Annotated in this window: 7 protein-coding genes; 6 read left to right on the forward strand and 1 reads right to left on the reverse strand. The window is 62.6% G+C overall.

The features are described from left to right. Positions 1 to 15: 15 nt before the first annotated feature. From BM059_RS21290 to BM059_RS21305, 4 genes are all read left to right on the forward strand, one after another. Complete coding sequence (locus tag BM059_RS21290) at positions 16 to 786, forward strand: DotU family type IV/VI secretion system protein (protein ID WP_074941250.1); 771 nt, start codon at positions 16 to 18, stop codon at positions 784 to 786. Then, positions 783 to 4,607 (forward strand): type VI secretion system protein, encoded by a 3,825-nt coding sequence (locus BM059_RS21295; protein WP_074941251.1) that lies wholly within the window; start codon positions 783 to 785, stop codon positions 4,605 to 4,607. The genes BM059_RS21290 and BM059_RS21295 overlap by 4 nt, the downstream gene beginning before the upstream one ends. After that, positions 4,604 to 5,668 carry a type VI secretion system protein TssA gene (tssA, locus tag BM059_RS21300; protein WP_037002060.1) on the forward strand — a complete coding sequence of 355 codons (1,065 nt, stop codon included), beginning with the start codon at positions 4,604 to 4,606 and terminating at the stop codon, positions 5,666 to 5,668. The genes BM059_RS21295 and tssA overlap by 4 nt, the downstream gene beginning before the upstream one ends. A gap of 299 nt (positions 5,669 to 5,967) precedes the next feature. Continuing rightward, positions 5,968 to 6,948, forward strand: coding sequence for a hypothetical protein (locus BM059_RS21305; RefSeq protein ID WP_074941252.1), 981 nt, complete (start codon positions 5,968 to 5,970; stop codon positions 6,946 to 6,948). Here BM059_RS21305 and BM059_RS21310 read toward each other — a convergent pair. Beyond that, positions 6,942 to 7,631 carry a response regulator transcription factor gene (locus BM059_RS21310; protein ID WP_083413313.1) on the reverse strand — a complete coding sequence of 230 codons (690 nt, stop codon included), beginning with the start codon at positions 7,629 to 7,631 and terminating at the stop codon, positions 6,942 to 6,944. The genes BM059_RS21305 and BM059_RS21310 overlap by 7 nt on opposite strands. Positions 7,632 to 7,811: 180 nt before the next feature. Between BM059_RS21310 and BM059_RS21315 the strand changes: the two genes are divergently transcribed. Both BM059_RS21315 and BM059_RS21320 read left to right on the forward strand, forming a co-directional pair. Then, entirely contained in the window at positions 7,812 to 9,194 is a 1,383-nt protein-coding gene (locus BM059_RS21315) for a TolC family protein (protein ID WP_074941254.1), read from the forward strand. Between the two features lie 96 nt (positions 9,195 to 9,290). Further along, positions 9,291 to 24,833 carry a Calx-beta domain-containing protein gene (locus BM059_RS21320; protein WP_074941255.1) on the forward strand — a complete coding sequence of 5,181 codons (15,543 nt, stop codon included), beginning with the start codon at positions 9,291 to 9,293 and terminating at the stop codon, positions 24,831 to 24,833. Positions 24,834 to 24,858: the final 25 nt, after the last annotated feature.

A 24,858-nucleotide genomic window follows, 5' to 3' on the forward strand; every position in this document is an offset into this window, starting at 1 on the left:
GCCAAGGATGCATAGATGTCGGAAAGGAGCGTTTCTCTTTATCCCCCCGAGTTCGGAGAGGCACCTCTGAGCCAGGCGTTTCGCGAGGCCTGGATCGAGTGGCGGGGGGTCTGGGATGGCATGGCTGGGCTCAGCAATCCTAGTCACGAACAGATCGAACGCATGGCGGAGGCCACGATTTTTGTGGTTCGTCGTCTTTGGCGCAGTGCATTCGCTAGCGTAGGCGCCTCCTCCTCTGGCCAGGTCAAGGCGATGGTCTATGCGTTCGTCGCGTTGGTTGACGAACGTCTTCTGTTCGATGATTGGCCGGGCCAAGCGGCCTGGCAGCCCCGTCCGCTGGAAACGCGCCTATATGGCTCGCGCAATGCAGGTGAGCGCTTGCCCCGCGCCATTCACAAGTTGCTCAAGGAGCGTGCGCCGGCCTCGCGCGATCTGGCCAATGTCTATCTCCAGTGCCTGATCCTCGGTTTCTACGGCGGCTTGCGCAGTGCTCGGGGGCGCGCGCTGCATGCGCGTTGGCGGCATGCGCTTTTCACCTTTGCCTGGCAACGTGAACCGGCGATGAACGGGGCGATAAATAGCCTGGCGCGGCCGAGTCATTCTGCGGCGTTACGCCTCCCCATGCGACGAGTACTGCCGGATGGTATGCGCCTGGGGCTGGCGATCTGCGGTTTGCTGGTGGTTCTGAGTATGGCTGGGCACTGGATGTGGAGTGACATCCAATCGGAGCTGACACCATTGCTGCACCTGGTCAGCCTTGAAGAAAGCGGGAGCCTGGCTGAATGAGTAATCTGGCGATCGTACTCAGCGTGATAGGCGTTCTCCTGCTGGTGCTGGCTCTGGTTGTACTGTTCTGGTGGTTGCGCACCCAATCGGGAATGGCCATCCGCAGCTTCTATGCCGCGGTGCGCAAGATGGAGCATGAGCAAGGCTTCGAGTCGCGCTATCAGGTTCCCTGGCTGATGCTGCTCGGCGATCCGCGTGAAGGCAGCCAGCTTTGCCTCGATTGGCAGCTCACCCCCGTTGGGCGATCGGCTTGGTTCGGCCGTTGGTGGGCCGACCAGGACGGTGCCGTGCTGGTCGTGCCTCAGGGCGTATTCCTACCCCGCGATGGCAGTAGCGCTTCCACCTTCGTCTGGCGTCGCCTCCTCGGCATGTTGCTGAGGTTACGAGGGCAGCGCCCATTGGATGGCGTGATCTGGAACATCCCTCTTGGCCAGTTGCAAGACGGTGCGCAGAGTGTCACCGATGTGATCGTTCTGCGCCGTCGCTTTGCCGAGCTGCTCCAACGCCTTGGCCTGGGACTGCCGGTATATGTCGTTATCACGGGGTTCGAGGATATGCCGGGATTTCAGGAGCTGGTCGCCGCGCTTCCCGAAGAGGGGCGCGAGCGCCTGCTGGGCTGGTCATCGCCCTATGGACTGGATGCCGGCTGGCAGAGTCATTGGCTAGACGATGCATTGGATGCCGTGGTGCAGAGCATGCAGGCAGCCATCATCGAGGTCGGGGCTCTGAAGGGCGAACTGGCTGAGGATTTGTATCGTCTGCCTGACCTGTTACTGGCGCTCAAAGGCAATTTACGTACCCTGCTGGAGCCGGTTTTCCAGGGCAGCACTCATGGCGAGGCTCCCAGGATTCGAGGCCTTTATCTGGGCGCCTCCCAGGCACGCACAGAATCGAATCCTGCACAGCTTTACCCCGATGAACTGCCGGCGAGGCAGGGAGTGTTCACACAGATGCTCTGGCGGCAGCGGTTCCTGTCCGAACAGGGACTGGCGCAGGCCTTGCCGCGAGTTCTGCGTCTGCGTCAGCGCTGGCAGAAAACGGTGGGAGGCGTTGCTGTCGTGCTTGGCCTTTGCTGGCTGGTGGGAATGCTCTGGGTGTGGCAGGGGAGACAACACGATGCTCGTGAGCTGAGTCGCCTATTGCAGGCGACGCATGCCGGCCATGTCAGCCTGCGAGCCCCCGAGCGTCGCCAGGAGCAGGCGCGGCTCAACGTTCAGGCCTTCTGGATGCTGTTGCAGCAGTCTCCACGCTGGCATTTTTCATCGCTGCTCTATCCCACGTCCTGGGGGTCTTCGCTAGATGCCCAGATGGATCAGTTGTTGCGCAGCATGGCTCGTCGCGAGGCCTTGGTGCCGTTACAGCAACTGCAGGATTACCAGTTGAGGACGTTATTGACGATCCGCAATGAGCAGCGGCGCCCTGATGTCGAGAGTGCCCAGCCGGATCAATGGCCAACGTACGTGAAGGCTCGTACCCTGGCTGAGGGTGTGGTCAGCCTAGAGCGACACAATCGCCTGCTCAACGATGCTCTGATCGGCCAGGAGAGCGTCATCGAGCCACTGTCCCAACTGAGCAACGATGCGCTGGGGCTCAGTCTCGATCCCTCCAGCCTGTCCAAGCGAGCCTTTTACGACCAGACCCTGCGCAACCTGGCCGCGCCAGCGTTGCGCCCTGTGGATCTGGAGCCCAATCGCAAACAGCTCTCCGGGCAGTTTCAGGCGCTGATGAAGTTCTGGCTGGCGCAGTACTTCCTGGCGGGTAACTTCGTCACCCCCGCCGGCTATCTCAAGAGACACTTGAACGATCTGGAGTACGGCCGGGACACCTCGCTGAACAAGCTTGAGGAAATCAACGGTCTGATCGGGCATCTGGAAGATCTGATCGTTCTCACCAACTCCGCTTGGAGCCATGGCAGCAGCGAGGAGTTGGTGCCGGGTTTTCGCGACCTGATGAACGATGTGAAGCAGAGCCGGCTCCTGGGGCCAAACATCGAGGCTTCCATCACGCTCGAGGCCGAGCAATTGCGCAGAACCTTCCATAGCCAATGGATAGAAGGGGCCGCGAGCCGCGATAACCTGCTGCAGCGCCAGGCCGGTGGGACGCTGGTGTTGCAAGAGCACATCAGCAAGCTGTCGAGGAGCATTGCTGATCTGCTCAAGCGTGATTTCGCCGTGAGTGCAATGCGCCGTCCCGATAGCGCCATCGACGCCCGGGCCCTGGGTAATGTGACCGAACAGCAAATGACTCAGGCACTGGTCTACCAGCAGAGTTATCAGAGCTTCGTGACACAAGAGCTGGCGCAAATAGCGCCGGATTATCGTGCGGGCATGCTCAAGGCTGCTGAGCAGGCCGCAGCGCTGGCGATGTGGTCGGAGTTGACCACTTCTACTAGCGGCTACAACTACGGCTCCGCACAGAGCAGGTTCAATGTTTCCGTCGAGCAGGCCATGCAGGTGATCCAGGCACTCAAGGCGCTTGGTCGTGCCGATCTGGCCAGTACGTTGCAATCCCAACTGACCTTGCGTGCGATGGTCGACATCGACGCTGTTCTGACGGACATCGACACCTTGCCGTTGTTCACCAAGCGCTACCCCATTTCTGAGTGGGACGGTAAGCCCAACCTCGGGCTCAGGCTGTTTCGCGCCACCGACGTCCAGAATCTGAAGTCATCCCTGGCCGAACAGTTTGTGCTAGTCAGTGCCAGCACCGACAAGGTGAGGCCAGAACTGACATGGCTGAGAATGCAGACGGATTTGCCATTGCCCTTACAGGAGAGGGTCTCGCGGCTTGGCTCGATAACCGATGAGATGCAGAAGTACAAGGCGCAGAACCCGACCAGTTCACCAGCATTGTTCGAGCAACTGGTGAGCCGGGATCTGGTGGAAATGGATCTTGGCAACTGCCAGCAGGTACTGTCGACCGCCAGCTTGCCTCCAGGCGATGGCGACCTGGCGCGTTATACCCGAGACATATCGGCGAAGGCTCGGCAGCGCTGCAACGAATTGCAGACGCAGGAGGCGTCACAAGCCTGGAGCGCGCTGGCGGACTACTTCAATCAGTACCTGGCTGGACGCTTTCCGTTCTCCTATAACCTGGATAGCGGTGATGCCGATCCGGCCCGCGTCAAGCATCTGTTGGAGCTGATCGACACCCACCTAGAGGCTGCCGAGAAGGGACTTGTATTGGCACCACCAGATAGTCGGCTGGCTGCAGAGGACTTCCTTTCCCGAATGAAGCAGGCCAGAACCTGGCTTGGGCCAATGTTCATACGCGATCCGTCAGGAACCATCGGTGTGGAACTCGAAGTCCGTTGGCGAACCGATCGTGAAGAGGAGCGGGGGGCTGATCAAGTGATCGTCTGGACATTGAATGGCGCAGGCCAGCAGATCACTCACCCTGGTGAGGCCAACCAGCGTTTGCGCTGGAATGTCGGAGACCCGCTGCAACTCGTGTTGCGCTGGGCGCGCGACAGCAACCAGCGGCCGTCGATCGACCCCCTGCAACCGAGCATGGCCGTGAATGGCCTGGAGGCGGGCTGGGAATACCGTGGCCCATGGGCGCTGTTGCGTATGATGCGTTCGCATGTGGTACCGCAGCGCTTGCCGAATATGGACTACACGGATTTTCCCCTGACTTTGCAGGTTCCCGTACGGGGTGCTCTGGATGCCAGTCGGGAGGCTCAGATGTTCATCGGCCTGTCATTGCTCAGCCAGGGCAGCAAGCTGCCTCTATCGATCCAGCCTCTGCCTGTTGTCGCCCCCGGTTCGCCGTTCGCCAGCGTCCAGTTGCAGGCGTTGCAAGGCGTGGAGATTACGCCATGACCAGCGTCTCGATCGGGCAGTATCTGGAGCCCATCCCCGGGGATGCCATCTGCGGCCCTAGCCTGCGTTACGAGGGCGCTTGGGATCGTCTACGAGAGCTGCGCCGTGAGGATGACGCCAGCTTGCCAACCGGTGTCTGGCAGAGCGACCTCAAGCGCGGAGACTGGGCCGCATTGGAGCATCTGGCAGGCGATCTGCTACGCGAGCGCAGCAAGGATCTGATGATTGCCGTGTGGCTGGGAGAGGCCTGGATACGCCGCCACGGACTCGCAGGAGCGAGTTCAGCGATGGAGTTGTTGGCGGGGTTGTGCGAACGCTATCCAGATACCCTGCATCCGCAACCCGAGGATGATGATCGCACCTGGCGCGTCTTTCCCCTGGAGTGGATGATTCGTCAATACAGCACCATCCTCTTGACTCGGATCCCGCTGTTCGGCATCGACGTTGAAGAGTTCGCGCATATAACCCTGCACGACTGGCTGCAGCTGCAACAGCGCCAGGTACAGATGAGCGATAGCAAGCAGGACAAGATCGCAGCCGAGGCAGCGCGGCTGGAGTATCGCAAGCTGCATGAAAAGCTCAAGCAAACACCAGCGAGTCACTTTGTCGCTGCTGGTGCTGACCTGAAGGCTGCTCTCACGGCTCTCGAACGGCTGGACAGCTGGAGTGAAGGTTGGCTGGCCGACCTAGCTCCCAGCTTTGGCCCTCTGCGCCAGATATTGACCAGCCTGCGTATTCAGCTTGAGACGTTCGTTCCGATATCAGAGCAGATTCCTTCATCCGAGCCAGAGAGCGATGCAGTCATGGACGAGCCGACAAGCGAACCTTCCTCTACAGCCGTGCCCATTGCTAGCGCGCCCAGCAGCCGCGAGCAGGCTTACCGGCAACTGGCACAGATCGCCGATTACCTGGCCAGAACCGAGCCGCACAGTCCCGTTCCCTACGTCATTCGCCGGGCTGTGGAATGGGGAAACCAGCCTCTTGGTGAGCTGTTGGACGAGTTGATCAGCGCTGACGCCGAGTCCAGGCGAATATGGAAGCTACTCGGGGTACTTAAGTGAAAACGCTGAAGATGTAGTGCAAGAGGGCGAGCGTTCGAATCACTCCGCCCTGATCAAAAAACCATGGTCTTGGCCGAGAGGATTGCGCTCAACCTGACTAATTGGCGGAGTGGCAGAGGTGCGACAGGCAGAGATCGGCCAGCAGCGGACATTTAGCGTAGAGACGTAAATCTCTTCAGCTCCTTCCGTTCAGGCAGCAAGCCCTTCTCCGTTTCGTGGTCTAGGCTTCTGCACGAAACGAGCTGTCTCGGCAGCTCAGCCCTCAAAGGACTGCGGCGTACGCAAGCCAAGGAAGTGCAATGCCCTATCTGTACCACGCGACGAACAAGGCCAATCTGCTGGGTATCCGCGACGTTGGAATGGCGCCCGCGTCCAGGCGTCCGGCTTCCAGAGCCCTAGGCGCCACGCAGCAGAACCGGATCGACAAGCGAGAAAGCAAGCGCCTGGCTGGCTTCAAGACATTCCTGAAAAAGTTGGCGGAGCAGGGCTACGCCCACCGCACGATTCTCCAAAGCGCAGTGCGGGTAAAAATCGCGTTCTCCAACAGGGACTTTGCCGAGGTCGAAGAGATCCCCTATGCCCCGGGCGCAGACATTCCAGAAAACAAGGGGCTCGTTGCAGCGAACGCCGACCTTGAAGACATTCTTGCTGCATACATCAGCGAACTCCAACGCGCTCGCGTGCCTTTTGACGATGACCTGATGGATGAGAGGCAGACTAGGCTCGACGCGAGGGCCAAATTGGCAAACAAGGAGCAAAAGCCATTGGCCAAGGATTTACCCAACTTGAATAAGATGGCGAGGGCGAAGCCCCTCCTGGATATTGCATATCGGCTTATCGACACACTGGATTTGTCTAGGTACCACAGCCATTTTCTCAGTGAGCTCTCCTACGCTTATCAAGAACTGGTGGCAGATAACGAACAGGAGATAACCCGGCACCGCGTGTACCTGTTTGCCGAGAGCCAGTTCAGGGTCGAGTACGCCAGCTACGCGACCCATATTGCCAGCGGCCAGTACGATGCCCTGGCGATCCTACGAGTAGATCTCGCCCATGTCGTCAGCCCGATGGTCGATGCCTCCCAAGGAAACGCTGCCACGACTAAAGAGACCATCAGCGCCGGGCAGATCGAGTACAAGATTGGCGTGCCCTTGGCAGCGGTGCAGGATGGCAGCGCTTTTGTGGGCGGCTGGAGCCTGCTGCGAGATTACGTACTGCCCATCGTAATGCCGGACCCCAGCGTGGCATCGAGCAGCCGGGTGGATGGTCTTGATCAATGAGCGAAGTGTGACCTACCCGTGCCGGTAAGTGCGGCGGGAAGATCCTTGAGGTGGCGGCCACTACAATCTCTACTCCGTACGTTGCGCCAGATGTTCACCGCCCAAGAGCGAACAAGTGCCTTCACGATTTCTCTACGTGAGACGGTATTGCCGGCGTTGCGCATCAGGCAGTGCAGCACCAGTGAATCCTGATGGGAAAGTCGCCGCCCCTGGCGATTGGGAGCCTTGAGTTCTTGTGGCCCAATGTCCAGCTGCCAGGGCGATGACTCCCTTTGCAGGTCGAGGCGGCGGCGCAAGGCTTCGAGGACGGCTGCCAGTTCGTTCAAGTCGCAGCCCTTGGACAGGTAGTGGTCGACGCCTTGGCGAAAGCCGGTGACGCGCTTATCGGGTGTGCTGCGTGCGGTGAACGCGACGATACCGAGCGTGCTGCCGCTGCTGCGCAGTTGGTGAATCAGATCCAGGCCGTCGCCATCCGGAAGGCCCAGGTCGATCACTGCCAAATGATGGCGGCGCTCGTCGAAGCCTTCGGTGAAGGCAGCGAGGCTTCCGGCGGCGGTCACGCGATAACCGGATTTCTCGAGAAACTCGGCCAGTTCCTGGGCGAGAGCGGGTTCGTCTTCGAGCAGGATGAGTTCAATCATGGGCAGTCGGACAAGAGAAAATACATCCAGGAGCGGGTTCATCGCTCTTTTGAGAGGGTCATTTTTGTGAACGTCTAGTCAAGCCTGCTCGGCTTTTGAAAGGTGTTAGCGGAAATCACCTGAAAAATGTCAGGTTTTGTCAGTTTCGCTGAATGGCACAACGCTAGTATTGTTGTGCCGGTGCGACTCCCGGCATGACGATGACCATGACGGGTGTGCCCCATGCTTTCAAGAATCAAACCTGCCTTACAGGCCCGGCGAGAACTGCTCGCCGCCTGTGTACTGCTCTGCTCCGCGAATGCTTCTGCCGATCAGGGTTTTGCCGCCAATCTCGATCGTATCCTGCGTGAACACCAATTGGTGCGGATGGTGGACGCCGATGTCGAGACCGCTCGTGAGCAGGTCAATGTCGAAAAGGCTGCCTATTACCCGAAGCTGACCGTGAATGCCGGCGCTGGGCGCAGAAACACCCATCGTGAAGAGGGCACGGACGGGCATTACGATCCTGTCGATGCCAGCGTGGGACTCAATCAGTTGATCACCGACTTTGGCGCCACGTCTTCGCGTGTCCAGGCGGCCAAGGTCGTACTGGTTAAGGAAGAGGCCGAGCGCGAACTGCAGGTGCAGAACCTCATCCTGGCAGCTATCGAAGCCCAGCTGCAGGTTATCCAGGCCGAGCGCACACAATCCTACGCCCGCCAGTCCGAGCAGAACATCAAACAGCAGACCTCGTTGGAGAACGCGCGCATGGAGGCCGGCCGTGGCTATGCGACCGACGTGCTGCAGGCGAAGTCGCAACTGGCTGGCGCCGAGGCGCGCCGAGTCATGGCCGATAGCCGCATGCGCGAATCCCTGAACCGTTATCGGGTGATCTTTGGCGAGTCCGCAATTGCCCCGGATACCCTGGAGGCACTGGCCGTTCCCAGCGACCGCCTGCCGGCTTCAGAAGCCGCCATCGTCGACAGCGTGCGCCAGCAGAACCCTGACTTGCTCGCGGCCATCAAGCGTGCCGAAGTCACCCTCGCCGAGCGTGATGCCGCGCGCAACAAGGAGCTCATGCCGCGCCTGTCATTCCGCCTCAGCCAGGAGCACTACGAGGACTACGACGACACGCCGGGATTCCGCAACGACACCAAGGCCATGGTCAATTTCGACTGGCAGTTCGACCTTGGCATGCGCGCCAACTACGTGACCCGCACTGCCGATCAGGCCGTTGCCAGTGCCCAGGAGAAAGCCGACTACGTGCGTATTCAGGCCATGGAAGAAGCCCGCAACGCCTGGGTCTCCTGGGAGACTTCGCGTGAGCGCGCTGACCATCTGCGCAATCAGGTGCGCATCGCCGGAAGCTTCCTTGAGCTCGCCCGCAAGGAGCGTGAGATGGGGCGTCGCTCCCTGCTCGATATCCTCAACGGCGAAATTGGTCTGATCAATGCCCAGAGCGACGCTACCGCCGCCGGTATCGACGAGATCATCGCCGCCTATCGTCTGCTGCGCGCAACGGGGCAATTGACCCCGGGGATTTTCCGTCAGCCGGGGATCATCGTTCCTGCGGCGCGCGTGCTGCCCGTCGCTTCCCTGGAAGTGGGCCAGCCCAGCGCCAACTGAGTCTTGAGTCATCGCAATCGCATCGACATGCACGCACCTGTTCCAGGTGCGTTCGCGCTTCCAAAAGACAGGCTGTAGATAGCAGGAGTAGCCTCAATGGCTGAATTGACGAGTGCACAGATCGATACCCTGGTTCGTGCCGTACAGGTTGTCACGGATTTCCTGAATGGGCGCGCACCCGACGGGATCGATTCGCTCGAGCAGGCCCTGGCTGCCATGAGTCAGATGCTCCACGCTGCCGGCATTCCCGTGCAGTTGGTCGAGAGCCTGCGTCAGTCCATTGCCGAGCAGGCGCGCGCCGCTCAGGCTCAGCCGGAGGCAGTTGAGGCGTTCTCCTGGGTGCAGAGCTGGTTGGCAAATGCCGATATCGAGGTTCAGAGACTCGATGAAGGAAGCACTAGCGCGCCCCTCGATGTGCTTGCGCCCATTGTGGAAGCCGCTCCGTCGATCTCGGCTCCAGCTCCGTTCGACAGCACACACCGTCCTGAAATTACCGGCTTGCTGGGCCAGGATATCGATCGAAGCGATGTGGCGACACAACCCGAGCGTACGCAACTGACCGGTGACCTCAGCGGTAGCGGCGTGTTGCCCCCGGGTGTGCCGCCGGAGCTGGCGGTGCTCAACCTCGACGGTTTTGGCCCTGGTTTGCTCGGTGGCGTCACGTCGGGTATTGGCCCGGGTGGCGCATCGCAGGGGACTGGTGGCGTCGCAGGCGGCGGCCTCGGTGTGTTCCCCAACTTCCGTGACGATAGCGGTATCGGCAGCAGTTTGTCTGCCGGCACGGATCGCGGCCTGCCCACTGATACTGGCGGCAACGAGAACACGCCTCCGACTGGTAGCAGCCAGCCGGCTCCGGTTCTTTCCGTGCGGGGTGGTGGCGACGTGGTCGAGGGCGACGACGGCGATACCATGGTGCTGGTGTTTACCGTGAGCCGCACGTCCGCAACCGGTGCTGCTCAGGTGCAGTGGACGCTCAATGGCCTGGATCCGGCGCTGTTCGGCGGCTCGCTGCCCAGCGGCGCGCTGGTTTTCGCCGATGGCCAGATCGAGCAACAGATTCGCATCGAGGTGCCAGGTGATTATCTGGCGCAGGGTGACCGCACTGCCGTGGTGTCCTTGAGCAGCCCGAGTGCGGGCAGCCAGCTGGGCCAGTCCAGTGCCTCGGTACAGATTCTCGACAACGACGCCACCGTCAGCATCCAGGCCACGCGCCTTCAGGTGCTGGAAGGCGACGAGGGCGAGCAGCAGTTGCTGACCTTCGTGGTCACCCGCAGCAACGGCCGTGCTCAGGCAACCATCGACTGGGCTGCCAGCGGCCTGGACGAGGCCGACATCGGTGGCCAGCTACCGTCCGGCACCCTGACCTTCGGTGTCGGCGAGGTGAGCAAGACCATCAGCATTCCGCTGCTCGGCGACCGTGTGGTGGAGCCCAATGAAGTGCTGCAGGTCAGTTTGAGCAACCCCAGCAGCAACCTGACCATCGTTACCGCTGACGCCACCACCACGGTGCTCAACGATGACGGTCTGGTGTCGATTCGTGCCAACCAGGCGCAGATCGTCGAAGGCGACACTGGCACCACCACGACCATCAGCTTCACCGTTACCCGCACCGATTCGCTGAGCAGCGGTTCGGTGCGCTGGTCGGTCAGCGGTGTCGATGCCGAGGATCTGATCGAAGGCATCGATGGTGGCCTCCTGCACTTCGCGGCCGGCGAGACCAGTCGTGACATCGTGCTTACCGTGCGTGGCGACCGTGAGGTCGAGGACGACAAGACCCTGACCGTCAGCCTGCAGAGCGAGCAGAGCAATTTGCGCGTCTCCGGTGGCAGTGCCAGCACCGTGATCCTCAACGATGACACCGGCGTCAGCCTGCGCGGCGTGACCATGGACGTGATGGAAGGCGGCCAGGGTCAGCAGACCGCGATCACCTTCATGGTCACGCGCTCCGAGTTGCTGGATCAGAGTCTCAGCATCGATTGGCGCTTCGTCCGTGTGGGTACCCATGCCGCCGACGCCAACGATTTTATTGCCGGGCAGAACCTGCTCAACCTGGCCGACGGCATGCCCAGTGGCGGCGTGACCTTCGCGCCCAACGAGACGCAGAAGCTGGTTACGGTCTGGGTCAAAGGTGACAACCTGGCGGAAATGGACGAGACCTTCGGCATCGTCCTGCACAACCCGCCGGCCGGTGTGCAGATCATCAACGGCGAAGCCTACGGCACCATCCGCACCGATGAATCGGTGTACAGCATCGAGGCCCTGACGCCGTCCACCGTCGAGGGCAATGGCGCTGGCGGCGTGCAGGCCTTCATCGTTACCCGCACCGGCAACATCAGCAGCGCCGGGCAGATCGGTTACCAGATCGCCGGCTATGGCGAGCTGCCGACCGACATCAACGATTTTGCCGCTGACGAGCCCATGAGCGGCACCGTGCAGTTCGCCGCGGGTGAAAGCAGCAAGGTCATCTATGTGCGCCTCAATGGTGATACCCAGATCGAGGGCACCGAGAGCTACACCGTGTCGCTGCAGGCACAGGACGCCAACAGCCAGATCGACGTCGGCGCGGCACTGGCCAGCATCGACTCGGATGACCAGGCCGTCTCCATCGTCGCGCGCAATGCCAACGTGCGTGAAGGCACCACCAGCACCACGCCGCTGGAGTTCGTGGTTACCCGTACCGGCGAGCTGTCGCTGTCCGGTACCGTGCAATGGCATGTGCAGGGCTTTGGTAGCAACCCGGTAGACGCGGCCGACTTCGGCGGCACGTGGCCCTCTGGTACCGTCGAGTTCGCACCGGGCCAGAGCAGTGCGGTGATTCGTTTCAGCGCGACCCCGGATAGCCACTACGAGCCCACTGAAGGGTTGCAGGTGGTGATCAGCAGTACCACGCCAGGCATGACCGTGATTCAGGATCGCGCCAATGGCAGCCTGATCAACGATGATGCGCGCCTGATTCTCGACGAAACCGGCCTGGTCGCCGCCGAAGGCAATAGCGATACACCGCGCTCGCTGAACTTCACCGTGCAACGCCAGGGTGACCTGACCCAGAGCGTCAGTGTCGACTGGAGCCTGCTGTTCGGCAGCGATGCCAACGCCGCCAATGCCGCGGATTTCATCGCTGGCACCGCTTTCAACGGCACCCTCGAGTTCGGTCGTGGCGTACAAAGCCTGGTGGTTACGTTGCCGCTGTCGCCGGACAACCTGGTGGAGCTCGACGAAACCTTCCAGGTGGTGCTGAGCAATCCCAGCCCAGGTGCGGAAATCTCCGTCGGTTCGGCCAATGGCCTGATCCGCAACGACGACGTGGTGTTCAACCTGCTGTCCCAGGCCGACAGTTTGGAAGGCAGTGGTGGCAGCCATGAGCTGCGCTACGTGGTCGAGCGCAGTGGCGACCTGACTGGCAGTGACACCATTACCTGGAGTCTTGCCCCGGGCGCTGTCAATGGCGTGGATGGCAGTGATTTCGTCGGTGGCGTGCTGCCCAGCGGCACGCTGGTGTTCGCCGCGGGCGTTGATCGCCTGGAGATCGTCCTGCACATCGCCACCGACTCGCAGCTTGAGGCTGACGAGAGCTTCGTGCTCAGTCTCGGCGCCCCAAACCCGGGCGCCACGGTTGGCAATGGCAGCGTCAATGGCCTGCTGCTCAATGACGACCAGCAGTTCGCCATCCAGGCGCAGACCACCAGCGTCGCCGAAGGCGGCGATGGCCAGATAGCGCAGCTGAATTTCCTGGTCAACCGTACCGGCTACCTGAGCGGCACCGGTAGTGTGGCCTGGCGCGTGGTCGGCGAGGGCGGTAACCCGGTCGACGGCGCCGATTTCGTCGGCGGCGTGCTGCCGTCCGGCACGCTCGACTTCACCAGCGGCCAGACCAGCCAGACCATCACCCTGCAGGTGGCCGGCGACTATCGCCTGGAAGCCAACGAAGGGTTACGCGTCGAGCTCTACAACCCTTCCACTGGCGCCAGTCTGGGCAACTCCTCGGCTTCTGCGACCATCACCAACGACGACACTGGTCTGGCCATCGCCACTACCCGCAGTGGCCTGGTAGAAGGTGACAGTGGCAGCGTCATCCATGAATTCACCGTGACCCGCTCCGGGGTCACCACGGGCACCACCAGCGTCGACTGGAGTCTGTCTGACGAGGTCGATGCAGCGGACTTCGTTGGCGGGGCGCTGCCGTCCGGTACCGTCACCTTCGGCCCGGGCGAGACCAGCAAGGTCATCCAGATCGCCGTGCGTGGCGACCGCGACGTGGAGGGCGATGAGTCCTTTACCGTGACCCTCGGCAACGCCAGTGGTCATGCCGACATCCTGGTTGGCGAGGCGCAAGGCAGCATCGTTTCCGATGACATCGGCATCAGTATCCAGGCCGAGCACGCTGTGGTGGATGAAGGCGCAGCGGGCGAAACCCAGGTGTTGCGTTTTACCGTCACGCGCAGCGGTGACCTGTCTGGCCCGGTCAGCGTGACCTGGGCCGCCAGCGGACTGCAGGCCGATGATTTCGTCCTCGGCACTGCGCTCAATGGTCTGGTGGAATTCGCCGCCGGCGAAACCAGCAAGGTCATCGAGCTGACACTGCTCGGTGATGCCGTGCTGGAAAGCGACGAAACCCTCACCCTGACCTTGGGTAATCCGGTTTCGAACCCGGCACATGGCCAGACCCAACTGCTCACCGACACCGCCAGCACCCTGGTGCGCAACGATGACCTGGCGCTTTCCATCGGCGCTGACCAGGCCAGCGCTACCGAAAGCGATGCCGGCCAGGAGCGCAGCTTCACCTTTACCGTGACGCGTACTGGCGACCTGCGCGCAACCAGCGTCGACTGGAAAGTGGCGGTCGGGCAGGGCGTCGACGCCGCCAGCCTGGCCGACTTCGTCGTGGGCCAGGACGCACTCGGCGCTAACGCCGGCTTGCCGTCCGGCACCGTGTCCTTTGCCGAAGGCCAGACCAGCGTGCAGATCACCGTGCGCGTGGCCGGTGATGGCCACATCGAGTTGGATGAAAGCTTCAGCGTCGAGCTGCAGGCCCGCGATGGCAACACCGAGCTGACGGTGGCCAGCGCCGAGACCCGTATCGACAACGATGACATGGGCTTCTCCATTACCCCGCTGGCCGCCGACAAGGCTGAGGGCAACAGCGGCACTACGGCGTTCACCTTTACCGTGACCCGTGCCGGCGACCTGGGCTCGGCTGCCCTGGTGGACTGGTCGCTGTCCGGTATTGCCAATGCCGCCGACTTCGCTGCCAGCAGCGGTACTCTGAGCTTCGCCGCTGGCGAGGCAAGCTTGACCCTGACCATCCAGGTCAACGGCGACCTGCAGGTGGAGGCTGATGAAACCTTCACCGTCACCCTGAACAATGCCCGCCTGGAAGACGGCACGCCGCAGGCGGTGGTCGATGGCACGGCCGATGGGGTAATTCGCAACGACGATCAGGGCTTCTCGGTGAACGCCGAGCAGGCCAGCATCAGCGAGGGCAACAGCGGCAGCAAGACGGTGATCTACACCATCGTGCGCAGTGGCGACCTCTCTGGGAGTGCTACGGTCGACTATCAGGTCACTGGCAGCAACGGCGGCGACGCAGCCGACACCATCGGTGGTCTACCGGCCGGTAGCCTGACGTTTGCCCCCGGCCAGTCCGAGCGTACCGTCAGCTTCGTTCTGCGTGGTGACACCCGCGTAGAGGCTGACGAGGCCTTCACCCTGACGCTGAGCAACCCCAGCGCTGGCATCCTGATCAAGCCCAGCGACAGCACGCTGGTCACCAACGATGACACCAACTTCAGCATCAGCGCGCCGGCTGCACAGAACGAAGGCGCCACAGGGGATGTCACCGAATTCACCTTCACCGTCACGCGTAGCGGCGTGACCACTGGCACAGGCTCCGTGCAGTGGCGCCTGGACCCGGCCACGGGCATCAATGCCACCGATTTCCAGGGTAGCCAGGATACCCTTGGCAACAACGCCGGGCTGCCCAGTGGTACGGTCAGCTTCGCAGCCGGCCAGACCAGCCAGACCATCACCATCCGCGTGCGTGGCGACAACACCGTGGAGAACAACGAGTCGCTGCAGGTATCGCTGTTCAACCCAACGGGCGGCACCATCGAAGCGGGCGAGGGCACGGCCAGCACGCAGATCGTCAATGACGACGCCAGCTTCAGCATCGCCGCCAACGCTGCCACCCAGGCCGAAGGCAATAGCGGCGAGCGCGATGTCGTATTTACCGTGACCCGCAGCGGTTCTCTGAGCGGCGCCCGCGACATGACCTGGACATTGTCCGGTGGCTTGAACGCCAGCGATCTCGGTGTTGGTCAGGCCTCCAGTGGTACACTCAGCTTCGCCGATGGCCAGAGCACTGCCACCGTGGTGATCCGCGTGCGCGGCGACTCCAATGTCGAGGATGACGAGGCCGTCACCGTGACGCTCTCCAACCCCTCGGCCAACGCCAGCATCGGCACCGCCAGCGCCACCACCACCCTGACCAACGACGACGCCTCGCTGAGCATCAGCCCATTGTCCGCCGACAAGGGCGAAGGCAACAGCGGCTACGTCGAATTCACCTTTACCGTGACCCGAGCCGGCTACACCAACCAGGTCAGCACGGTTGACTGGCGGGTCGACCCCAGCGTCGCCAACTCGGTGAGCGGCGCCGACTTCTTCGCCTCCCAGGCCGCTGGTGTGCTGCGCGATGTCGATGGTATCCCCTATGGCACCGTGACATTCGCCGTGGGCGAAACTAGCAAGACCATCACCCTGCGCGTGGCCGGTGACAGCCAGCTCGAAAGCAATGAAACGCTGCGGGTGCTGCTGGAGAACGCCTCGCCCGGCAACGAGATCGCCACGGCCAGTGCCGATGGCGTGGTGCGCAACGACGATGCCGAACTGAGCATCACGGGTACCCTGTCGCGCAGCGAAGGTGACGCCGGCCATGGTACTAGCGCGTTCTTCGAGTACACCGTCACCCGCACCGGCAACCTGAACCAGACCAGCACGGTTGACTGGGCCGTGCAGCATGTCGATACCAACTACCTGGATTTCACCAACGGCTCGGTAAACTTCAACCCGTCCGGTACCCTGACGTTCGCGGCGAACGAGGTCACCAAGACCTTCCGCGTATACGCCTATGGCGACACCGGGGTGGGCAGCATCGAAGGCAACGAGCGCTTCAATCTGGTGCTGAGCAACCCCAGCGGCGGCACCTCAATTGGTAGCAGCGGTAGTGTGCAGAGCACCATCACCAATGATGACACCCTGGTCACCATCGAGTGGGCACAGGCGCGTCAGGCTGAGAAGATCGACGGCGAGAACACCACCTACACCATTACCTTGACCCGTAGCGGCGATACGGCCAAAGCCTCCAGTCTGAGCTGGAATGTGAGCGGCCACGACGTCGTCGATTACAACAACGGACGCTGGGAGTACTCAGCCGACGGTGCAGACTTTGTGGGCGGTACCTTGCCATCGGGCACGGTCAGCTTCGCCAGTGGCGAGACCAGCAAGACCGTGACCATCACCGTGCGTGGTGACAATGTCGTCGAGGACGACCAGTGGTTCAAGGTGCAGTTCAACAACGTCAGTGGTATCGACGAGCTGCGCGCCCCGCAAACCGGCAGCCAGAATATTTACACCGCTGATCAGACGCTGCAGAACGGCACCAGCGCGTCCACCGTCTACCTGTTCGGCGAGATTCAGCGTGACGAGGCCGAGTTCTACATTCAGGACACGCCCACTACCGGTCGCAATCGTTTAGAGGGCGATACCGTCGCCGATGGCGGCAGTGCTTCTGACGGTTACATCGAGCATACCTTCGCCGTCTATCGCACCATCTCCACTGCCGGGCCAGCCTGGGTCGACTGGGCGGTGCAGACCAGCGTCGGCAGTTATGCGTCGATCAGCGCCGACGACTTCTGGAACGGCACCATTCCGTCAGGTCGCCTGGAGTTCGCCGACGGCGAGTCGGTGAAGTACGTCACCATCCGTACTCAGGTGGATGACCTCGGCGAGTACGACGAGGCTTTCCGCCTCTACCTGAACCAGGCCAGCCCGGGTAGCAGCATCCAGCCTGGTTCGACGGCAAGCCCGCCCAACGGCGCTATCAATAATCACGTGGTACTGCAGAACGACGACACCCGCTTCGATGTCAGCGGCGAGCGTATCGCTGAAGGTGACGAGTTGGTCTTCACCATCACCCGCGCTGGTGACCAGCGTGGCAGCGACTCCGTGGATTGGGAAATCGTCCTGGGCGGTTCGGAGGCGAGTAACGAGTCCAACAACGTTCGTAATGACTGGTACAAGCTCGACCCGTCCGACCTGGACATGGACGCGATCCTGGCCAACAACCCGGACCTGTCCTGGAATGCGGCCACCCGTACACTGAGCGGCAGCTTCACCTTCGTCGATGGTGAGTTGACCAAGACCGTCACCCTCTACACCGTCAACGACACGCTGACCGAGACCTGGCGTGAAGAAGTGCAGATGGTGCTGAGCAACCCGCAGAACCTCGATGGTGATATCGAGACGCCGGCGCTCGGCTACAACCAAGGCGGCTGGGTATTGAACGATGAGCCGGCCGCACTGCTCGGCGTGACCAGCAGCACCAGCGAGGTTTACGAAGGCAACACCGGCACCACCAGCGTTACCTTCACCATCACCCGTACCGCACAGCCGGGCGGCAGCGTGGACTACGCCAGCAGCGTGGCCTGGCAGATCGTCGGCAACAACATCAACGGGGGTGGCAACGGCGGGGCGCAGGTGAGCGGTTACGGCGGTAACACTGTCTGGTCGTATTCGCCTTACACCAACACCACCTACGGGGTCGTGAGCTTCGCCGCAGGCGAAACCAGCAAGCAAGTCACCGTGACCTTCCCGGGTGACACCGTCATCGAGCCGGATACGCTGCTGAACTTCTCGCTCATCTCGCCGAGCGACGCCTACAACAATACGTTCATCGCCTCGCAGTACCGTGACGAGTACGGTCCGACCGGCCTTGATCCGGCGCAGAACAGTGCCAGCACTACGCTGAAGAACGACGATATCCGCCTGTGGGTCGGTTATTTTGGCAACGCCGATCCGGTCGCCAGTGGTTATGAAGGGCAGCCGCTGAACTTCACCATCGTGCGCAATGGGCGCATGGATAACGAACTGACCATCGGCTATACCCTGACCAACGGCAGTACCAGCAGTGCCGACTTCGTCAGCATGAACGGTACCTTTACCCTGCCTGCCGGGGTGTCCAGCTACAATGTCTCGCTGCTCGACCTGCTCAAGGCCGACGGCATCATCGAGAACACCGAGGGGTTCACCCTACGCCTCAATGCGCCGGCCGACAGCACCGGTTCTACTGTTCGTTTCGGCAGTGATGGCTGGAGCGCCAGCAGCGCCACCAGCATGAACGTCACCGGCACCCTGCTGGAAAGCGATACGCGCTACACCGCCACGCCGACCGTCGCGAGCCAGAGCGAGGCAGATGCCGGCCAGACCACCACCTACTCGTTGACGGTCAGCCGTACCGGCTATACCGGCGTCGGGTCGGTGAAATGGCGTGTCGAGGGTGTCGGTGCGAACCCGGCCGATGCCGCGGATTTCTCCGGCGGTGTCCTGCCCAGCGGCACCCTGAGCTTTGCCAATGGTGTGATGACCGGCAACATCAACATCGTCGTGCGCGGCGATGGCCAGGTCGAGAACAACGAAGGCTTCCGCGTGGTGTTCTACGAGGAGACCCTCAACAGTGCAGGTATCGTCAACCGCCCGGTCACCGGGCAGAACAGCGCTGACCTGACCATCGTCAACGATGACACCGGCATCAGCATCGCCGATGCCTCGATCACCGAGACCGATGCCAATCAGACCCTGACCTTCACCGTGACGCGCTCTGGCGTCATCAGCGGCACCTCCAGCATGAACTGGTCGTTGCTGCACGACACCACCAACGCCGCGGACTTCACTGGCGCTACCAGCGGCACCTTGAACTTCGCGGCCAACCAGACCACGGCGCAGATCACCGTGACCGTGGTTGGTGATGTCACCCCGGAGCAGGTCGAGAACTTCCGTATCGTCCTGGGTAACCTCAGCAGCGATATCAGCGACCCGATCCGCACCAGCGCTACCGGCACCATCCGCAACGACGACTCGAGTTTCTCCATCGTCGCCGGCCCGGCTGCGCAGGAGGGCCAGGCGCAGACCTTCGTCATCAGCCGCAGCCACGACACGGTGCAGAGCCAGACCATCAATTGGCAGATCCTGCTCAACGGCAGCGCCAACGCAGCGGATCTGATTGGGCAGGCGATGTCCGGTTCGGTGGTCTTCGCCCCGGGTGAACTGACCAAGACCATCAGCGTGCAGTCCAGCCAGGACGCCGTGGCCGAGGCCGACGAAACCTACAGCGTGCAGATCACCCTAGGCGCGGGCACCACGGGCGATACCCTCACCCAGGCCACGGCCGAGGGCACCATCCTCAACGACGATGCGGCCTTCAATATCGTGGCTGGGCAGACCGAGCTGGCCGAGGGGCACAGCGGTACCACGGCGTTCACCTTTACCGTACAGCGCAGCGGCGACACCAGTGGCAGTGCCAGCGTCAACTGGCGTCTGGGTTCGGCTCTGGCTGGGGTGGCTGATTTCGCCACGGCCGATCAGATCGGCGACAACAGCGGCCTGCCGAGCGGCAGCCTGACGTTCGCCGACGGCGAGTCGAGCAAGACCATCACCGTGCTGGTCAATGGCGACACCTTGGTGGAAGGCGACGAAGCCTTCCAGGTCGTGCTGGGTAATCCAGTCGGTGCGCAGATCCAGACCGGCAGCGCCAGCAGCACCATTGTCAACGACGATGCCAGCATCAGCATCGCCGCCACCGATGCCAGCAAGGCCGAAGGCAATAGCGGCACCACCGCGTTCACCTTCACCATCACCCGCAGCGGCTCGCTGGATCAGCCGAAGACCGTCGATTGGGCGGTGGTAGGGCGTGGTGCACATCCGGTCGATGGCGCCGACTTCGAGTTTGGCTCGTTGCCGTCCGGCTCGCTGGTGCTGCCGGCGGGTCAAGCCAGCGTCACCCTGATCATCAATGTGCGCGGTGATGTGCTGGCCGAGCACGACGAAGGTTTCAGCGTAGTGCTGAGCAACCCGGCCAGTGGCTTGGTGATCGACCAAGCCAGCGCCGACGGCCTGATCATCGCCGATGACGTGGTGATCGACGTGACCGCACCGGCCGCCCAGGCCGAAGGCGATGATGGCCAGACCACCTGGTTCGACTTCGTGCTCACCCGCAGCGGCAAGCTGTCCGGTACCGAAACCATCAACTGGAGCGTGGCCGGTATCGGCGCCAATCCGGCCTCGGCGGATGACTTCCTGCAGACCAGCGGCAGCGTGACCTTCACTGCCGGCCAGGAGCAGCTGACCATCCGCGTGCCGGTGCGCGGCGACTACAGCGGCGAGGCCAACGAGGACTTCCGCCTGAGCCTGAACAGCACCGATGGCGTGGTGTTCACCCAGGCCACGGCCGATGCCACCATCGTCAACGACGACGTGTCGCTGACCATCGTGGCCACTGACGCGCGCCATGTCGAAGGTCATGACGGCCTGCAGACCGTCTACACCTTCACCGTCAGCCGCAGCGGCAACCTCGAACTGGCCACCAGTGTGGACTGGAGCCTGCAGGGGTTGGCCGATGCCGCCGATTTCCTCGGCGGTGTGCTGCCCAGCGGCACGCTCAGCTTCGCTTCGGGCGATGCCAATAGCCAGACCATCAGCATCACCGTCATCGGTGATCGCCTGGTCGAGCCGGACGAGACCTTCCAGGTGGTGCTCGGCAATGCTTCGGCTGGCTCCGACATCAAGGTCGGCAGCGCCACGGGTACCATCGTCAGCGATGACGTGCACTGGGATATCAGTGTGACCGCCACGCCGGTCGAAGGCGACAGTGGCGCCACGGGCTACCAGTTCCTGGTCACCCGTACCGGCAGCGGCCTGGCCACGACCCTGGCCTGGAGTGTAGCGGGCAGCGGCGCCAATCCGGCTTCGGCGGACGATTTCTTCGGCGGCCAACTGCCGTTCGGTGACCTGACTTTCGCCGAAGGTCAGATGAGCCAGACCATCACCGTCTGGGTTGCCGGTGACAATCAGCTGGAGCCGGACGAAGGCTTCACCGTCAGCCTGCAGGCGCCGAGTGACAGCCTCAGCCATAGCTTCGCCAACCAGCAGGTGGACGCGGTGATCCGCAACGATGACGACGTGTTCGCCATCGCCCCGCGCGCTGCCGATGCCGCCGAGGGCACCTCGCTGACCTTTACCGTGACCCGTACCGGCAGTACCGAAGGCACGTCCACGGTCAACTGGCGCATCAACCATGGCGATACCGATGTCAGTGATTTCTTCGCCAGCAGCGGCACGCTGACCTTCGCCGACGGGCAGAGCGAGATGGTGCTGACCATCCCGGTACGCAGCGACCGCGACGTCGAAATCGACGAACACTTCAGTGTCGAGCTGTATCAGCCAGGGGCTGGCAGCACCATCGATGCAAGTGCCGGCAGTGCCGCTGGGATAATCCGCAACGACGACATCGACCTGACCCTGGCCAGTGTCGTCGCGCAGGTTCACGAAGGCGATAACGGCACGCCGGGACGCCTGCACTTCACCGTCACTCGCAGCGGCGATACCAGCGACGAAACCTCGGTCGACTGGCAGGTGCAGGCCGGTTCTGCCACTGCAGCCGACTTCCCGGGTGGTGTGCTGCCGTCCGGCTCCGTGGTATTCGCCGCGGGTGAAACCCACAAGGACATCTACATCGATGTGCTTGGCGACGGTCTCGACGAGGGCGACGAGTCGTTCACCCTGCACCTGTCCAACCCGACCGGTAACGCCGATATCGTCGGCAACGATCAGATCGGCACCATCGTCAACGACGATGACAGCCTGGCCCTGAGCGTGGTGACTCGCGAGCTGGTCGAAGGTGACAGCGGTCTGACACTGTTCACCTTCCGCATCGACCGTATCGGGAGCGCCGTGGGCACTGCCAGCGTCGACTGGCGCGCGGCCGGCATCGGCCCGCACCCGCTGAGTGACGCCGAGTTCGCCGCGTTGACCGGCACTGTGCACTTCGCCGACGGTGAGACCAGCAAGACCTTCACCGTTGCTGTGCTCAGCGACGAGCTGGGCGAGGAAGACGAGAGCTTCGCGGTACAACTGGAGAACCCCAGCTACGGTTCCACTATCACCACTGGCCCGGTCAGTGCGGTGGTGCTCAACGACGACCCGGTACTCTGGATCAGCGCCGACGCCGCTACGGTGGTGGAGGGCAGCGACGGTCTGCAGACTCCGGTGACCTTCACCGTCACCCGCGGTGGTGATTTGTCCGGCCCGGCCAGCGTGCTGTGGGAGGTGGTGCCGTCGGGCGCTAACCCGGTCAATGCCGAAGACTTCGGCGGCGTCTACGTCAGTGGCGTGGTCGCCTTCGGGGTTGGTGAGACCAGCAAGACCATCACCGTCTGGGTCGATACCGATACTCTCGGTGAGCAGGACGAGACCTTCTCCGTGGTGCTCAGTGACGCCGAAGGCGCCACCATCCTCACCGGCGAGGCCAGCGTCACCATCCTCAACGATGACCGTGGTCTGAGCATCGCCGTTCTGGGCAGCGACAGCCTGCGCGAGGGGGACACGGGCGAGGTGACCGAGTTCGTCTACCGCGTGGAGCGGGTCGGTGACAGCAGCGGCAGTGTCAGCGTTGATTGGTCGCTACGCGGCAACGGCATCTATCCGGCCAACGCCGGCAGCTTCGTCGGTGGAGTGTTGCCATCTGGCTCGCTGGTGTTCGCCGATGGCGAAACCTACAAGGACATCGTCATCCGCGTGCAGGGTGACGACGTGCTCGGCCCGGATCAGGGCTTCGAGGTAGTGCTCAGCGACCCTCAGGGCATCGACCTGATCAACGACCGTGCCAGCGGCACCATCCTCAACGATGACAACCAGTTTGCCATCCGCGTAGTGGACAGTGTGCTGGCTGAGGGCAACGGCGGCGCTACCACGGTATTCCGCTTTACCGTCACCCGTAGTGGCGACACCACGTCAGGCGCCAGCATCGACTGGTCGGTGGCCGGCAGTGGCGCGGCTCCGGCGGACGGCGCCGATTTCGTCGGTGGCGTGCTGCCTACCGGTACCCTGCATTTCGCCGCCGGTGAGACCAGCAAGGTGCTGGAGATCGCAGTCAATGGCGATGATATCGGCGAGTCCGATGAACAGTTCACCGTTCAGTTGTCCAGCAGTGGTGGCGGCAGCAGCGTCAACCCGCTGCAGGGCAGCGCACGTGCCACTATCCAGAGCGATGATGTCGCGCTGACCGTGCTGGCGCTGGACAACAGCCGGTTGGAAGGCGCGCCTGGCACCACCACGCCGCTGACCTACCGCATCCTGCGCGCGGGGCCGGATGACGTTGCACTGACCGTTCACTACAGCATCGTCGGGGCGGTGGACGCCAACGACTTCACCATTCCGTTGACCGGCACCATCACCCTGGCCGCTGGCGTGTCGGAGATGATCTTCAATCTGCCCATCCGTGGTGATTCGTTGCGTGAGGGCGACGAGTCGTTCGACCTGACCTTCACTCACCCGGCCATCGCCGGCGGTGCCACAACTCTCGGTGGCACCATCCGTGACGACGACCTGGGCCTGGCCATCAGCGGTCCGGACAGCCTGGTGGAAGGCGATAGCGGCCTGCAGACGGTGACCTACCAGGTGACCCGCAACCCGACGGCCAGTGCCGAGACCTTCTACTGGAGCGTCACCCCGGGTGCAGGGCAGGGCGTGGATGCCGACGACTTCGGTGGCACCTTGCCCTCGGGCAGCGTCACTTTCGCCGCCGGCAGTACCACTGCCAGCTTCAGTTTCCAGGTCAGTGGTGACCGAGCCGTGGAGGCCGACGAGCTGATGTCTATCGTTCTGCGCGCCACGGCCAATAGCCCGTACGTGCTGGTCAGTAAGGACGTGGTGCTGCGCAACGACGACCAGGCAGGTGCCGACGATGACCTGCTCACCGGGACGTCGGGTGCCGACAACCTGTCTGGCCTGGGTGGCAACGACCAGCTGTTCGGCGGTGCTGGCAGTGACGTGCTCAATGGTGGCGATGGCGACGACCTGCTGGTTGGTGGCGCGGGGGCCGATGTGCTGATCGGCGGCGCGGGGGCGGATCGCTTCCACTACATGTCGCCGAGCGATGGCATGGACGCGATCCTGGACTTCGAGGCCGGCGTCGATCACTTGACCTTCGACCCGACGGCTTTCGGTGGTCTGAATGGCCTGAGCTCGGTCTCGCAAGCCTTCACCGGTGACATCATGCAGACCCTGGCGCAACTGGCCGGGCAGGGCAACGCCGACGTCTACCGGGTCAGCTTCGCGCCGGGACAGTTCCAGTTCGGCACTGGCAACAACGGCCACCTGGACGAGCTGGAGGCGGCGATCACTGGCAATGGACAGCACAGTGGAGCCGCCTTCTTCCTGATCTCCAATGGCGACGTCACGCGTTTGTATTACGATGCCGACACGTCCGGCGGTACCGATGGCAGCGGCCTGGTGGCGCTCGCAGAGCTGGCCAACCAGCCCGACGCGCACAGCCTGCCGCAGGACATCATCCAGCCTTACACGGTGTAACCCGTTCCCCTGCGCGGCGACGCGC

The sequence above is a fragment of the Ectopseudomonas composti genome (assembly GCF_900115475.1).
GTDB classification, from domain to species: Bacteria; Pseudomonadota; Gammaproteobacteria; order Pseudomonadales; family Pseudomonadaceae; genus Aquipseudomonas; species Aquipseudomonas composti.

Bases quoted from the DNA above. Each gene is read 5' to 3' on its own strand.
- BM059_RS21315 (WP_074941254.1), top strand. From the start codon at position 7,812: ATGCTTTCAAGAATCAAACCTGCCTTACAGGCCCGGCGAGAACTGCTC.
- BM059_RS21320 (WP_074941255.1), top strand. From the start codon at position 9,291: ATGGCTGAATTGACGAGTGCACAGATCGATACCCTGGTTCGTGCCGTA.
- BM059_RS21295 (WP_074941251.1), top strand. From the start codon at position 783: ATGAGTAATCTGGCGATCGTACTCAGCGTGATAGGCGTTCTCCTGCTG.
- BM059_RS21290 (WP_074941250.1), top strand. From the start codon at position 16: ATGTCGGAAAGGAGCGTTTCTCTTTATCCCCCCGAGTTCGGAGAGGCA.
- tssA (WP_037002060.1), top strand. From the start codon at position 4,604: ATGACCAGCGTCTCGATCGGGCAGTATCTGGAGCCCATCCCCGGGGAT.
- BM059_RS21310 (WP_083413313.1), bottom strand. From the start codon at position 7,631: ATGAACCCGCTCCTGGATGTATTTTCTCTTGTCCGACTGCCCATGATT.
- BM059_RS21305 (WP_074941252.1), top strand. From the start codon at position 5,968: ATGCCCTATCTGTACCACGCGACGAACAAGGCCAATCTGCTGGGTATC.